The following is a 14,121-nucleotide window of genomic DNA, read 5'->3' as shown; positions in this document are numbered from 1 at the left end:
TTCATAGTGTTTCGGTGGTTATAGCGTGAGGGAAACGCCCGGTTACATTCCGAACCCGGAAGCTAAGCCTTACAGCGCCGATGGTACTGCAGGGGGGACCCTGTGGGAGAGTAGGACGCCGCCGAACTCCTTTTAGAGCTCTGGCTCTTGGGCAACAGCCCAAGAGCCAGAGCTTTTTTGCGTTGAGGTAAGGTCAGGGGGCATCGTTGGCACGTTTCCCACAGGAGGCTCCCGGGTGGAGGTCCAGGAGACCCGCGTCCAGACAGACCGGGTCCTCACCATCCCCAACATCCTCAGCATGGCGCGTCTCCTCGGAGTCCCGGTCTTTCTGTGGCTGATTCTCAGGCCTGAGTTCGGGGGCCCGAACAGTGACGGGTGGGCGCTGCTGGTGCTGGCTCTGAGTGGAGTCAGTGACTACCTGGACGGCAAGCTCGCGCGGCGTTGGAACCAGATCAGCAGCCTTGGCCGGCTGCTCGATCCCGCGGCAGACCGGCTCTACATTCTCTCGACCTTGGTCGGCCTCACCTGGCGCGAGATTCTGCCAATCTGGTTGACTGCTGTACTTCTGGCTCGTGAGCTCGTCCTGCTGATCATGGTGGGCATCCTCCGGCGGCACGGCTATCCGCCGCCGCAGGTGAACTTCCTGGGGAAGGCGGCCACGTTCAACCTGATGTACGCCTTCCCGTTGCTCCTGCTCAGTGACGGAACTACATGGATCTCGTCACTCGCTGCTATTTTCGGATGGGCGTTCGCTGGATGGGGTACAACGCTCTACTGGTGGGCAGGAGTCCTCTACGTGGTACAAGTCCGCCGCCTGGTCCGTGCGGACGCCATGGCCGATTGAACTCGCCGATTGTTGCGGCCGTAGCGGCTCGATGGCCCTCGGCGGAAAAGTGCGGGACAATCTGACGGGTGAAGTCGGCTAGACCGTCGTCTCTTTGAGGAGGACGCTTCCGACATGAAGGCCGTCGTGATGGCCGGAGGCGAAGGCACACGCCTTCGCCCCATGACCTCAAGCATGCCCAAGCCGCTCCTGCCCGTGGCCAACCGCCCGATCATGGAGCATGTGCTGCGGCTGCTCAAAAGGCATGGGCTGAACGAGACCGTCGTAACTGTCCAGTTCCTGGCCTCATTGGTCAAGAACTACTTCGGTGACGGCGAAGAGCTCGGAATGGAGCTCTCCTATGCCAACGAGGAGAAGCCACTCGGTACCGCAGGAAGTGTCAAGAACGCCGAAGAGGCGTTGAAGGACGATGCTTTCCTTGTCATCTCCGGTGATGCCCTGACCGACTTCGACCTCACCGAGCTGATCAATTTCCACAAGGAAAAGGGTGCGCTCGTCACTGTTTGTCTGACGCGTGTGCCGAATCCCCTGGAATTTGGTATCACGATCGTCGACGAAGAAGGAAAGGTCGAGCGCTTCCTCGAGAAGCCCACTTGGGGACAGGTCTTCTCCGACACCGTGAACACGGGCATCTATGTGATGGAGCCCGAAGTCTTCGACTATGTCGAGCCCGATGTGCCCGTGGACTGGTCCGGGGATGTCTTTCCGCAGCTGATGAAGGAAGGCAAGCCGATCTACGGCTATGTCGCGGAAGGGTACTGGGAGGACGTTGGCACGCACGAGAGCTATGTGAAGGCGCAGGCCGACGTCCTGGAGGGCAAGGTCGACGTCGAGATCGACGGCTTCGAGATCTCCCCGGGTGTGTGGGTGGCCGAGGGTGCCGAGGTGCATCCCGACGCCGTGCTGCGCGGCCCGCTCTACATCGGCGACTACGCCAAGGTCGAAGCCGGTGCCGAAATTCGGGAGCACACCGTCGTTGGCTCGAACGTCGTTGTGAAGAGCGGTGCGTTTCTACACAAGGCCGTTGTCCACGACAACGTGTACGTGGGGCAGCACAGCAATCTGCGTGGCTGCGTCGTCGGAAAGAACACCGACATCATGCGTGCTGCTCGGATCGAGGACGGCGCGGTCATCGGCGACGAGTGTCTGATCGGTGAAGAATCGATCGTTCAGGGCAATGTGCGGGTCTACCCGTTCAAGACCATCGAGGCCGGTGCCTTCGTCAACACCTCGGTCATCTGGGAGTCCAGGGGCCAGGCGCATCTGTTCGGCGCTCGCGGGGTGTCCGGCATCCTGAACGTGGAGATCACGCCCGAGCTCGCGGTGCGCCTGGCCGGTGCCTACGCGACGACTCTGAAGAAGGGCTCCACCGTCACCACGGCTCGCGACCACTCCCGTGGCGCCCGCGCGCTGAAGCGGGCGGTCATCTCCGCACTGCAGGCCAGCGCCATCGACGTACGGGACTTGGAGAACGTACCGCTGCCCGTTGCCCGGCAGCAGACCGCGCGGGGCAGCGCCGGCGGGATCATGATCCGGACCACGCCCGGGGTGCCGGACTCAGTGGACATCATGTTCTTCGACGGGAACGGCGCCGATCTGTCGCAGGGCAGCCAGCGAAAGCTGGACCGGGTGTTCGCGCGGCAGGAGTACCGGCGTGCGTTCCCCGGTGAAATCGGAGACCTGCACTTTCCTGCCAGCGTCTTCGACTCGTACACAGGGTCGCTGCTGCGCAATGTCGACACGACCGGGATTGCCGAGTCCGGGCTGAAGGTCGTCGTGGATGCATCGAACGGCAGTGCAGGGCTTGTCCTGCCCAGTCTGCTCGGCAAGCTCGGAGTGGACTCGCTGACCATCAATCCCGGGCTCGACGAATCGCGGCCCACGGAGTCCGCCGATGTGCGGCGGTCGGGGCTGGTGCGGCTCGGTGAGATCGTGGCGTCGTCGCGGGCCGCCTTCGGGGTGCGGTTCGACCCGGTCGGCGAGCGGCTGTCGCTGGTCGACGAGAAGGGGCGGATCGTCGAGGACGACCGGGCGTTGCTGGTCATGCTCGACCTGGTGGCCGCTGAGCGGCGCAGTGGCCGGGTGGCGCTGCCGGTGACCACGACGAGGATTGCCGAGCAGGTGGCGGCGTACCACGGGACGCAGGTGGAGTGGACGACGACCTCGCCCGACGACCTGACCAGGGTCGGAGGCGACGACTCGACCATCTTCGGCGGTGACGGCAAGGCCGGCTTCATCATCCCGGAGTTCAGCAGTGTCTTCGACGGTACGGCGGCCTTCGTACGGTTGATCGGGCTGGTGGCGCGGACACAGCTCACGCTCAGCCAGATCGACGCCCGGATTCCGCGGGCGCACGTCCTCAAGCGGGATCTTGCGACTCCCTGGGCCGTCAAGGGACTTGTGATGCGGCGCGTGGTCGAGGCGGCCGGAGACCGCTTCGTGGACACCACTGACGGTGTGCGGGTGGTGGAGACCGACGGACGCTGGGTGATGGTGCTGCCCGATCCGGCCGAGGCGGTCACCCACCTGTGGGCGGAAGGGCCGGACGATGCCTCCGCCCAGGCCCTGCTCGACGAGTGGTCGGCGGTCGTGGACAGCGCCGGCCGCTGAAAAGCGCAGCACGCGCGCGTGCCGGACAGGTGTCCCCCAGGGGGCCTGTTCGGCACGCCGGTGGGGCCATTCGGAGGTAGTGGTCGCGACATGCGACGATGTGCGGCATGCCGCAGCAGCCCCCCGTTCGGAGCACACCTACGCGCCCCTCGCGCCCGGACGCTTCCATGTCGCTGCTCACCAACGTCATGGACCACAGCCTCGACGACGGTTACGCCGAGGCGGCCGCCAGGAAAAAGGCCGCGGGCAACGGGGGCCTGCCGAAGACCCTCCAGGCGAAGCTCGGCCTGGCCGCCGGGCTGGTGCTGGCGGCTCTTGTTGTGACCGTGGGAGCGGCACAGGCGCGCGTGGCGGCTCCCGTCGTCGCCAAGGAGCGCGAGGAACTGATCGCCCGCATCGACCGGGAGACCACGACGGCGGACAAGCTGGAGGGCTCCGTCGACAAGCTGCGCGACGATGTGAGCGCGCGGCAGCGGGCGGCCTTGAAGAAGAGCGGCGGCGGGGACCAGAGCGAGCTGGTGGGCATCCTGTCGGGCGCGGTCGAAGTGCACGGTCCCGGCGTGAAGCTGGTCGTGAACGACGCCAAGGAAGCCACCAGCGGCGGCAACGGCAACCCGCGCGAGACCTCGGACTTCTCCGACACCGGCCGAGTCCGGGACCGCGACATGCAGCGCGTGGTCAACGGGCTGTGGGAGTCGGGGGCCGAGGCCGTTTCCATCAATGGCCAGCGGCTGACGGCTCTTTCGGCGATCAGGGCCGCGGGGGACGCGATACTGGTCGACAACAAGCCACTGGTTCCCCCTTATACGGTGCTGGCCGTGGGGAACGGCAAACAGCTGAGCAGCAGGTTCCAGAACAGCGCCGACGGACTGTATCTGCATGCCCTGCAGGAGAACTACGGCATCCGGACCAGCATCTCCGTGGAGGGCGACCTCCGGCTGCCGGCCGCACCGAGTGTGATCGTACGTACAGCACAGCCGAAGACCGAGAAAACTGAGAAGGGCACATCGTGATCGCCGTACTGGGCCTCGTCGTGGGAGTCGTGGCCGGCCTGTTGGTCCGGCCTGAGGTTCCGGCGGTGGTCGAGCCTTATCTGCCGATCGCCGTCGTCGCGGCGCTCGACGCCGTCTTCGGTGGTCTGCGGGCCATGCTCGACGGGATCTTCGACGACAAGGTCTTCGTGGTGTCGTTCCTGTCCAATGTGGTTGTGGCCGCGCTCATCGTGTTCCTGGGCGACAAGTTGGGCGTGGGTGCCCAGCTGTCCACCGGTGTGGTCGTGGTGCTCGGAATCCGGATCTTCTCGAACGCCGCGGCGATCCGTCGGCACGTGTTCCGGGCGTGAGGCCGATGAGCGACAAGGAAGAGACGCCGGAGAACAGGCTGCGCAAGGAACTTCCGGAAGAGGTCCCCGCGACGGCTTCCGACGAAGAGATCGCTACGACGGCTTCCGACGTGGCGGAAGCCCCGGCGGAGGACAAGCAGCCCTCTCTTACCGGGCGGCAGCGGCTGGTGAAGGGGCTCTGGCCGCCGCGAGTGACCCGCGCCCAACTCATCGTCGCCGTGCTGCTGTTCGGCCTCGGCTTCGGTCTGGCCGTCCAGGTCGCCTCGAACAGCAACAGCGACAGCGCGCTGCGCGGCGCGCGTCAGGAAGATCTTGTTCGCATCCTGGATGAACTCGATGACCGTACCCAGCGTCTTGAGGACGAGAAGCAGGGACTGGAGAAGCAGCGCGACGAGCTGGAGAACAGCTCCGACCAGGCCGAGGAGGCGCGCAAGCAGACCGTCGAGAAGGAGAAGCAACTCGGCATTCTGGCGGGCACGGTGGCCGCGCAGGGGCCCGGCATCACGATGACCATCGAGGACACGAAGGGGACGGTCCAGGCGGACATGCTGCTCGACGCGATCCAGGAGCTGCGTGCTGCCGGGGCGGAGGCGATCCAGGTGAACAGCGTGCGGGTCGTCGCCGGCACCTATCTCACCGACTCCGGCAAGAGCGTGATCGTCGACGGGAACAAGATCAAAGCCCCCTTTCGTTTCAAGGTCATCGGCAAGCCGGCGGACCTCGAACCGGCGCTCAACATCCCTGGAGGCGTGGTGCAGACTCTTGAGAAGGAGCAGGCCACGGCTACCGTCGAGCGGTCGAACAAGATCATCGTGGACGCCTTGCGAGCGGCGAAGCGGCCTGACTACGCTCGGTCGTCCTCCCAGTGAACCGGGGGTGCATGGGGGACGTCCGGCGAGGGCATGAGGTTGCGGGGGGTCGGCGCACCGAATGGGTGGTGCGTGGTGGAAACTGTCTGGTGGATACGGACGTTGTGAGGATGTCCGGGTCGGCCGGTGTATGCAATCAGGGTTCGTCCTGCCCCACGGGCGGGTCTGTTTCGGTCAAGGGGAATCGCCCGTGAAGTTGTTTGCGAAGTTGTTCGGCAAGAGCGCGCGAGAGGGTAGCGACAACGCGACCGCTCGTCATCGCGCACAGCCCGACGCAGAGGGTCAGCGCCCGCTGTTCCGGGACCAGGTCCCTGGTCCGGGTGGTGACATTCCCGGTGGTCAGGGCGCGCCGTCTGTTGACCCTGCGCAGTCCGGCGGCATAGGTTTCGGGCAACCGTCAACCTCAAGTACGGGTGGAGGGTTTTCCCCAATGTCGGCCCAGGTGTGTACGAGGTGCGGTAACCGCAACGCGGAGAACAGCCGCTTCTGCTCCAACTGCGGCGCGCCCCTGCGGGCCGGCGCCGCGCCCGAGCGGCCGTCCGAGACGACGTCCACGATCTCGATTTCCGGCATCGAGGCCTACGACGCCGAGGTCACCGGTCAGACGCAGATGCCGGCGCTTTCCCCCGAGGCGCAGGCGGCCGTCGACGCGCTGCCGCTGGGCTCCGCGCTGCTGGTGGTGCGCCGCGGGCCGAACTCGGGCAGCCGGTTCCTTCTGGACGGCGACCTGACCACGGCCGGGCGTCATCCGCAGAGTGACATCTTCCTGGACGACGTGACGGTCTCGCGCCGGCACGTGGAGTTCCGCCGTGGTGCGGACGGCTCGTTCACGGTGGCCGACGTGGGCAGTCTGAACGGCACGTACGTCAACCGCGAGCGGATCGACCAGGTCGCTCTGAACAACGGTGACGAGGTGCAGATCGGAAAGTACCGGCTGGTCTTCTATGCGAGCCAGCGGGGCTACTGACCCTTCCCCCAGACCCCGTCCGGGGGGACCCCAAGGGAATGCCCATGCTTCGAACACCGAGCGGCGGTGCCGGGCACGGCACCGCCGCCACGGACAGTGGTCTGATGAGCATCGGCACGGTGCTGAACGTGCTGCGTGACGAGTTCCCCGAAGTCACCATCTCCAAGATCCGTTTCCTGGAGTCGGAGGGGCTTATCGAGCCGCAGCGCACCGCGTCGGGGTATCGCAAGTTCAGCGCGGACGACGTCGAGCGCCTCGGTCACGTCCTGAGGATGCAGCGGGATCACTATCTGCCCCTCAAGGTGATCCGCGAGCACCTGGACGCCATGGAACGCGGTGAGGCGGTCCCGCTGCCCACGGTGGGCCGTCCGCGCGACGGCGAGCCTCTCCTGGAGATCTCCGAGGGGCCCACGGCGGCCCGGATCGGGAAGGCCGAGCTGCTCGCGGCCGCCGGGATCGGCGAGCGGGAGCTCGAGGAATGGGAGTCGTACGGCCTTGTCGCGCCGCTGCCGGACGGGGCGTACGACGCGGAGACGGTGAACGTGGCGTCGCTCGTCGTGGAGCTCGGGCGGTTCGGGATCGAACCGCGGCATCTGAGGGCCATGAAGGCCGCCGCCGACCGTGAGGCCGGGCTCGTGGACCAGGTGGTGGCCCCGCTGAAGCGCCACCGCAATCCGCAGACCAGGGCGCATGCTCAGGCGCGTACGAAGGAGCTGGCGGCGCTCACGGTGAAGCTGCACGCCGCCCTCGTGCAGACCTCGCTCGGCGTGCGACTGCCCTGAGCGCGGCGCGTCCGCGGAGGCCGGATCGGCCTCCCGTTCTCGGCTCGACTACCCAAACGTCCCGGGCAGGTCCTAGGGTTGCTGTGTGAACGAGCTCGATGTCGTAGGTGTCCGGGTCGAAATGCCCTCCAACCAACCGATCGTGCTCCTGCGCGAAGTGGGAGGCGACCGTTACCTCCCCATCTGGATCGGGCCGGGGGAGGCGACCGCCATTGCCTTCGCCCAGCAGGGCATGGCCCCCGCACGACCGCTGACCCACGACCTGTTCAAGGACGTGCTGGAGGCCGTCGGTCAGGAGCTCACCGAAGTGCGCATCACGGACCTGCGTGAGGGCGTCTTCTACGCGGAGCTGGTCTTCGCGAGCGGGGTCGAAGTCAGTGCCCGTCCGTCCGACGCCATAGCGCTGGCCCTGCGCACCGGAACGCCGATCTACGGCAGCGACGGTGTGCTCGACGACGCAGGCATCGCGATTCCGGACGAGCAGGAGGACGAGGTGGAGAAGTTCCGCGAGTTCCTCGACCAGATCTCGCCGGAGGACTTCGGGACAAGCAGTCAGTGAAGCGTGGTCGGCCCGGTGGAGTCAGGCTCCGCGGCGGGCCGGTTCGCCGTCGGTCACGGCTCAAATGCCGGCAATTGCCAACGGCGAGTGAGAGCGTCCTGCGGCCCCCTCCGAGCGCATTCGGCTAGCCTTTCCCCGCGGTTGGGTGCGGGAAACCACTCTTAGGGTGATTATCACTCGGCGTGCCGAGTGTGGCGATCGTTGACGCACCCCTGGTGACTGCCTACCGTCGAGAAGGCAGGTCAAGGACGGAGGTCGGCGTGAGAAGCAGCGGCGACGGTACGGCTGGGGGTGCCCCCGGACGCAGTCTCGGGGAGAGCGGTCCGTACCCGCTTCACGGCAGCGCGGCCGATCACGCTCCGCAGCGACCGGAGGCCGTGCCGAGCAGCGGAGGGGCGACGTCCATGGCGTCCGAGGAGATCGGCTATCGCGGGCCGACGGCCTGCGCGGCCGCCGGCATCACCTACCGGCAACTGGACTACTGGGCCCGCACGGGGCTCGTCGAGCCGAGCGTGCGACCCGCCTACGGGTCGGGGACACAGCGGCTGTACAGCTTCCGGGACGTCGTCGTCCTGAAGATCGTCAAACGGTTCCTGGACACCGGTGTGTCGCTGCAGAACATCCGCACCGCTGTGGTGCACCTGCGTGAGCGGGGCTTCAGGGACCTGGAGCGCATGACGCTGATGAGCGACGGCGCCACGGTCTACGAGTGCACCTCGCCCGACGAGGTCCATGCGCTGCTCCAGGGTGGTCAGGGGATCTTCGGGATCGCCGTCGGTGTGGTGTGGCGGGACGTCGAGAGCGCGCTCTCGCAGCTGCACGGCGAGCGGATCGACACCGGCGAGACCCTGGTCGGGCACAACCCGGCGGACGAGCTGGCGCGGCGGCGGAACCGGGCGGTCTGACCGCTTCTCCTGCGGCTCCGCAGGGGCCCGGGCGGCCGTACGACGGCATTGTCAGTGGCGTAGGGCAGCATCGGAGATGTGAGAAACGCGCCCACGATCCTGCATCTCGACATGGATGCCTTCTACGCCTCGGCGGAGCAGGCATCCAAGCCGAGTCTGCGCGGGAAGGCCGTGGTCGTGGGAGGGCTCGGGCCGCGCGGGGTGGTGGCCACCGCTTCGTACGAGGCGCGGGTCTTCGGGGTGCGGTCGGCGATGCCGATGGCCCAGGCTCGGCGGCTGGCGCCGAACGCCGCGTATCTGGTGCCGCGCTTCGGCTTCTACCGGGCGATCAGCGAGCAGGTCATGGGGCTGCTGCACTCGCTGTCGCCGCTGGTGGAGCCGCTGAGCCTGGACGAGGCCTTTGTGGATCTGGAAGCCGGGGAGGCGGCCTGGGACGCGGCGTCGGCGCGGCTGGTGGGGGAGAAGCTGCGCGCCGACATACGGGTTGGCACGGGGCTCACCGGGTCCGTGGGTCTCGCCGCGTCCAAGATGGTCGCGAAGATCGCCTCGGAGGAGGCCAAGCCGGACGGGCTGGTGCTGATCGAGCCCGGGACCGAGCGGGCGCTGCTCGGTCCGATGTCGGTACGGACGCTGCCGGGGGTGGGACCGGCGACGGGGGACCATCTGCGGCGGGCCGGCATCACGACGGTCGACGAGATCGCCGAGGCCGGTGAGGACGAGCTCGTCCGGCTGCTGGGCAAGGCCCATGGGCATGCGTTGTACGCCATGGCGCTGGCTCACGACGACCGGCCCGTGGTGGCCGAGCGGGAGGCCAAGTCGGTCTCGGTCGAGGACACGTACGACGTGGACATCCATGACCGGGTGAGGGTGGGGCTGGAAGTGCAGCGGCTGGCCGACCGGTGTGTGCGGCGGCTGCGGGGTGCGGGGCTGTCGGGCCGGACCATCGTGCTGAAGGTGCGGCGCTACGACTTCTCCACACTGACTCGTTCCGAGACGCTGCGGGGGCCCACGGACGATCCGGCGGTGGTGCGGGAGGCTGCCGCCCGGCTGCTGGATTCGGTGGACACGACGGGGGGTGTGCGGCTGCTGGGGGTCGGGGTCAGCGGGCTGGCCGACTACACGCAGGAGGATCTGTTTGCGCAGGCTGCGGGGGAGGGGGCGGAACATTCGGTGGAGGAGGGGGACGAGGAGCCCGTCGAGGAGCAGCAGGTGGTGGTCGAGCGGCGGTGGCCCTCGGGGCACGATGTGCGGCATGCCGGGTTCGGGCACGGGTGGGTGCAGGGGAGTGGGCTCGGGCGGGTGACCGTGCGGTTCGAGACGCCGGGGTCGGAGCCGGGGCGGGTGCGGACGTTTCGGATCGATGATCCTGAGCTGGAGGCGGCTGATCCGTTGCCGTTGGTGGCGGGGAGACCGGGGCTGTAGTGGACGGAGTTTCGTGCGTGACCGGCGTTGGGGCTGGGCCGGGGGGTGGGTGCGCAGCCCGGCGCTGCGGGGTGCCGCCTTGCTTTGGGTCGGGAGCCGCCCCTGCGGCACGACTGCCCGCAGGCTACGTGGGTTGCGTCAGGCGTCCGCGTCCTCCGTGCCCGCGAGCTTGCCGAAGTCGCGGTCCGGGAACGGGGGAGGAGCGGCGATGTCGAGGCCGTAGTGGTGGTAGAGCTGGAGCTCCTGTTCGGGGGAGAGATGGCGGCCGACGCCGAAGTCGGGGGCGTCCTTGATGAGGGACCGGTCGAAGGGGACGTGGAGGGTGCCCTCGATCAGTTCGCTGGGCTCCAGAGGGACGAAGGCGTCCCGGGAGAACAGGCCGGTGCGTATGGCCGCCCACTCCGGCACACCGGTCGCGTCGTCGAGGTAGACCTCGTCGATGGTGCCGAGCTTGGTGCCGTTGCGGTCGAACGCCTTGCGGCCGATCAGGTTGCGCGGATCGATGTCGGTCTGCACGGGCCCTCCACTTGGTCGCAACTCATCCGTAAGCACTACAAAAGAGCACATCGGGCAGCGCGGCCACTCGAACGATCGGGTGCTGCGCTCGCTGGTAGGCTGACAGCGGCTGCTGACCCCGTGCGGGAGAGTCCTCCGGACACCATCGGAGGCGCCGAAGGAGCAAATCCTCCCCGGAATCTCTCAGGCCCACGTACCGCGCGGACGAGGTCACTCTGGAAAGCAGGGCGGGTGTCGACGGCTTCCGCTCTCACCGACGGTGAAAGCCGGGCACCCTCGGGTGTTCCGGTGAAGCTCTCAGGTTGAGATGACAGAGGGGGAGGCCGTCCGGGGACCCGCGCCGTGGTGCCCCTCGAAGGTCGTGTCAGACCAGGAGGCCTCCGCAATGACCGCCCATCGCATTCCGCTTTCCGAGCTCGAACAGGGGATCCCCTTCGAGCAGCGCCATATCGGGCCTGATCACGAGGCACGGGCCAAGATGCTCGCGCACGTCGGATACGGCTCGCTGGACGAGCTCACCGCCGCCGCAGTGCCGGATGTGATCAAGAACTCGCATGCCCTGGAGCTTGCGGGCGCGCGTACCGAGGCCGAGGTGCTGGCCGAGCTGCGGTCGCTCGCCGACCGGAACCAGGTGCTCGATTCCATGATCGGGCTCGGGTACTACGGGACCTTCACTCCGCCCGTCATCCTGCGCAATGTCATGGAGAATCCCGCCTGGTACACGGCTTACACGCCGTACCAGCCGGAGATCTCGCAGGGGCGGCTGGAGGCCCTGCTCAACTTCCAGACCATGGTCGCCGACCTGACCGGGCTGCCCACCTCCGGTGCCTCGCTGCTCGACGAGGGCACCGCCGCCGCCGAGGCCATGGCGCTGTCCCGGCGCATGGGCAGGAACAAGAAGGGCCTGTTCCTGATCGATGCGGATGTGCTGCCGCAGACCATCGCCGTGATCGAGACCCGTGCCGAGCCGACCGGTGTGGAGGTCGTGGTCGCCGACCTGAGCGACGGCATTCCGGCCGAGGTCGCGGGGCGTGAGATCAACGGCGTGCTCGTCCAGTACCCCGGCGCCTCCGGTGCCGTACGCGACATCAAGCCGGTCATCGACCAGGCGCACCAGCTGGGTGCGCTCGTCACCGTCGCCGCCGATCTGCTCGCGCTGACCCTGCTGAAGTCGCCCGGGGAGCTCGGTGCGGACATCGCGATCGGGACCACCCAGCGGTTCGGTGTGCCGATGGGCTTCGGCGGGCCGCACGCGGGCTACATGGCCGTACACGAGAAGTTCGCGCGCAGCCTGCCCGGGCGGCTCGTGGGGGTGTCCGTGGACGCGGACGGGCACCGGGCGTACCGGCTCGCGCTGCAGACCCGTGAGCAGCACATCCGGCGGGAGAAGGCCACCAGCAACATCTGCACCGCCCAGGTGCTGCTCGCCGTCATGGCCGGGATGTACGCCGTGTACCACGGCCCGGATGGGCTCAAGGGCATCGCGCGGCGCACCCACCGGTACGCCACGATCCTTGCCGCGGGGCTCGAGGCCGGTGGTGTCGAGGTCGTGCACGGCTCCTACTTCGACACGATCACCGTGCGGGTGCCGGGACGCGCCGGCGAGGTGGTGGCCGCCGCGCGGGAGAACGGCGTCAACCTTCACCTCGTCGACACCGACCATGTGTCGATCGCCTGTGACGAGACCACTGCGCGAGCCCAGCTGGGAGCCGTGTGGACCGCGTTCGGGGTCGAGGGCGACATCGAGGCGCTGGACGCGGCGACCGGGGACTCCCTGCCCGCCGGTCTGCTGCGGACTGACGACTACCTGACCCACCCGGTCTTCCGGCAGTACCGCTCCGAGACCGCGATGCTGCGCTATCTGCGCAGGCTCGCCGACCGCGACTACGCGCTCGACCGGGGCATGATCCCGCTCGGCTCCTGCACCATGAAGCTCAACGCGACCACCGAGATGGAGCCGGTCACCTGGCCCGAGTTCGGTCAGCTGCACCCCTTCGCGCCCGCCGAGCAGGCACAGGGCTACCTCACGCTCATCCGTGAGCTGGAGGAGCGGCTCGCCGAGGTCACCGGATACGACAAGGTGTCGTTGCAGCCCAACGCCGGATCCCAGGGCGAGCTGGCCGGGCTGCTTGCGGTGCGTGGGTACCACCGGGCCAATGGCGACGAGCAGCGGACCGTGTGTCTCATTCCGTCGTCCGCACACGGTACGAACGCCGCGAGTGCCGTCATGGCGGGCATGAAGGTCGTCGTCGTGAAGACCGCCGAGGACGGCGAGATCGACGTCGAGGACCTGCGGGCGAAGATCGAGCAGTACCGCGACGAGCTGGCGGTGCTGATGATCACGTACCCCTCGACACACGGGGTGTTCGAGGAGCACGTCGCCGACATCTGCGCGCAGGTGCACGAGGCCGGCGGGCAGGTGTACGTCGACGGCGCCAACCTCAACGCCCTTGTGGGGCTTGCCAAGCCGGGGCACTTCGGCGGTGACGTCTCGCATCTGAATCTGCACAAGACCTTCTGCATTCCGCACGGTGGCGGCGGTCCGGGCGTCGGGCCGGTCGGTGTGCGTGCGCACCTGGCGCCGTATCTGCCGAACCACCCGATGCAGCCCGCGGCCGGTCCGGAGACGGGCGTCGGGCCGATCTCGGCGGCTCCGTGGGGTTCCGCGGGCATCCTGCCGATCTCGTGGGCGTACGTCCGGCTCATGGGTGGGGAGGGGCTGAAGCGGGCGACCCAGGTGGCGGTCCTGAGCGCCAACTACATCGCCAAGCGGCTCGAGCCGCACTACCCCGTGCTCTACACCGGCCCCGGCGGGCTGGTCGCGCACGAGAGCATCATCGATCTGCGGCCGCTGACCAAGGCGACCGGAGTGACGGTGGACGATGTGGCCAAGCGGCTCATCGACTACGGGTTCCACGCGCCGACGATGTCGTTCCCGGTGGCCGGCACGCTGATGATCGAGCCGACCGAGTCCGAGGACCTCGTCGAGCTGGATCGGTTCTGCGACGCGATGATCGCCATTCGTGCGGAGATCGAGAAGGTCGGGGCGGGGGAGTGGCCCGCGGATGACAATCCGCTGCGGGGCGCTCCGCACACCGCCGCCGCACTGGGCGGTGAGTGGGAGCACGCCTACTCGCGCGAGGAGGCCGTGTTCCCGGCCGGGGTCTCGGCCGCCGACAAGTACTGGCCGCCGGTGCGCCGGATCGACCAGGCCTTCGGTGACCGCAACCTGGTCTGCTCGTGCCCGCCGATGGACGCATACGAGGACTGAGGCAGTAGTAGTGGATGAGGGCCCCGCTTCGGCG

The 14,121-nt window shown here is 67.8% G+C and carries 12 protein-coding genes, 1 rRNA gene and 1 riboswitch; of the genes, 12 read left to right on the top strand and 1 reads right to left on the bottom strand.

Features of this window, described 5'->3' with window-relative positions; translation table 11 throughout:
- Nucleotides 1-10: 10 nt before the first annotated feature.
- The 11 genes from rrf to P2Q00_RS40630 all read left to right on the top strand — a co-directional run bounded on the left by rrf (nt 11) and on the right by P2Q00_RS40630 (nt 10,300).
- Nucleotides 11-127 (top strand): 5S ribosomal RNA (rrf, locus tag P2Q00_RS40680).
- A 108-nt stretch (nt 128-235) separates the two neighbouring features.
- Nucleotides 236-844 (top strand): cardiolipin synthase ClsA, encoded by a 609-nt coding sequence (clsA, locus tag P2Q00_RS40675; RefSeq protein ID WP_275779577.1) that lies wholly within the window; start codon nt 236-238, stop codon nt 842-844.
- 114 nt (nt 845-958) lie between these two features.
- Nucleotides 959-3,454 carry a mannose-1-phosphate guanyltransferase gene (locus P2Q00_RS40670; RefSeq protein ID WP_275779576.1) on the top strand — a complete coding sequence of 832 codons (2,496 nt, stop codon included), beginning with the start codon at nt 959-961 and terminating at the stop codon, nt 3,452-3,454.
- A gap of 107 nt (nt 3,455-3,561) precedes the next feature.
- A complete protein-coding gene (locus P2Q00_RS40665; protein ID WP_275779575.1) occupies nt 3,562-4,467 on the top strand; it encodes a DUF881 domain-containing protein in 906 nt (301 codons plus the stop codon).
- Nucleotides 4,464-4,796, top strand: a complete 333-nt coding sequence (locus P2Q00_RS40660) for a small basic family protein (protein ID WP_003988855.1) — start codon at nt 4,464-4,466, stop codon at nt 4,794-4,796. The genes P2Q00_RS40665 and P2Q00_RS40660 overlap by 4 nt, the downstream gene beginning before the upstream one ends.
- 5 nt (nt 4,797-4,801) lie before the next feature.
- Entirely contained in the window at nt 4,802-5,665 is an 864-nt protein-coding gene (locus P2Q00_RS40655; protein WP_275779573.1) for a DUF881 domain-containing protein, read from the top strand.
- 61 nt (nt 5,666-5,726) lie between these two features.
- On the top strand, nt 5,727-6,632 hold the full coding sequence (locus P2Q00_RS40650; RefSeq protein ID WP_275779571.1) for a zinc-ribbon and FHA domain-containing protein: 906 nt from the start codon (nt 5,727-5,729) through the stop codon (nt 6,630-6,632).
- A gap of 44 nt (nt 6,633-6,676) precedes the next feature.
- Nucleotides 6,677-7,414 carry a transcriptional regulator FtsR gene (gene ftsR / locus P2Q00_RS40645; RefSeq protein ID WP_275779570.1) on the top strand — a complete coding sequence of 246 codons (738 nt, stop codon included), beginning with the start codon at nt 6,677-6,679 and terminating at the stop codon, nt 7,412-7,414.
- Between the two features lie 85 nt (nt 7,415-7,499).
- The gene (locus P2Q00_RS40640) at nt 7,500-7,973 is read left to right on the top strand and encodes a bifunctional nuclease family protein (protein ID WP_004002801.1); all 474 of its coding nucleotides are present in this window, start codon (nt 7,500-7,502) and stop codon (nt 7,971-7,973) included.
- 260 nt (nt 7,974-8,233) lie between these two features.
- Entirely contained in the window at nt 8,234-8,878 is a 645-nt protein-coding gene (locus P2Q00_RS40635) for a MerR family transcriptional regulator (protein WP_275779568.1), read from the top strand.
- Between the two features lie 78 nt (nt 8,879-8,956).
- Nucleotides 8,957-10,300, top strand: a complete 1,344-nt coding sequence (locus P2Q00_RS40630) for a DNA polymerase IV (RefSeq protein ID WP_275779567.1) — start codon at nt 8,957-8,959, stop codon at nt 10,298-10,300.
- 138 nt (nt 10,301-10,438) lie between these two features.
- Here P2Q00_RS40630 and P2Q00_RS40625 read toward each other — a convergent pair whose 3' ends face one another.
- Nucleotides 10,439-10,816, bottom strand: a complete 378-nt coding sequence (locus tag P2Q00_RS40625; protein WP_275779565.1) for a PRC-barrel domain-containing protein — start codon at nt 10,814-10,816, stop codon at nt 10,439-10,441.
- 113 nt (nt 10,817-10,929) lie between these two features.
- A riboswitch (glycine riboswitch) is annotated at nt 10,930-11,025 on the top strand.
- A 176-nt stretch (nt 11,026-11,201) separates the two neighbouring features.
- Here P2Q00_RS40625 and gcvP point away from each other — a divergent pair.
- Nucleotides 11,202-14,087: an aminomethyl-transferring glycine dehydrogenase gene (gene gcvP / locus P2Q00_RS40620; RefSeq protein WP_275779563.1), complete on the top strand. Its 2,886-nt coding sequence runs from the start codon at nt 11,202-11,204 to the stop codon at nt 14,085-14,087.
- The last annotated feature ends 34 nt before the right edge of the window (nt 14,088-14,121 follow it).

Origin of the sequence: Streptomyces coacervatus, from assembly GCF_029223485.1 — a bacterium.
In the GTDB taxonomy this organism is placed as follows: Bacteria; Actinomycetota; Actinomycetes; order Streptomycetales; family Streptomycetaceae; genus Streptomyces; species Streptomyces coacervatus.
The sequence above is the reverse complement of the archived record's forward strand: the minus strand, read 5'-3'. Positions and strand labels throughout refer to the sequence as shown.

Excerpts from the sequence above, each read along its gene's own strand:
- P2Q00_RS40670 (WP_275779576.1), top strand. The coding sequence starts at position 959 with ATGAAGGCCGTCGTGATGGCCGGAGGCGAAGGCACACGCCTTCGCCCC.
- P2Q00_RS40665 (WP_275779575.1), top strand. The coding sequence starts at position 3,562 with ATGCCGCAGCAGCCCCCCGTTCGGAGCACACCTACGCGCCCCTCGCGC.
- P2Q00_RS40655 (WP_275779573.1), top strand. The coding sequence starts at position 4,802 with ATGAGCGACAAGGAAGAGACGCCGGAGAACAGGCTGCGCAAGGAACTT.
- P2Q00_RS40650 (WP_275779571.1), top strand. The coding sequence starts at position 5,727 with ATGGGTGGTGCGTGGTGGAAACTGTCTGGTGGATACGGACGTTGTGAG.
- ftsR (WP_275779570.1), top strand. The coding sequence starts at position 6,677 with ATGCTTCGAACACCGAGCGGCGGTGCCGGGCACGGCACCGCCGCCACG.
- gcvP (WP_275779563.1), top strand. The coding sequence starts at position 11,202 with ATGACCGCCCATCGCATTCCGCTTTCCGAGCTCGAACAGGGGATCCCC.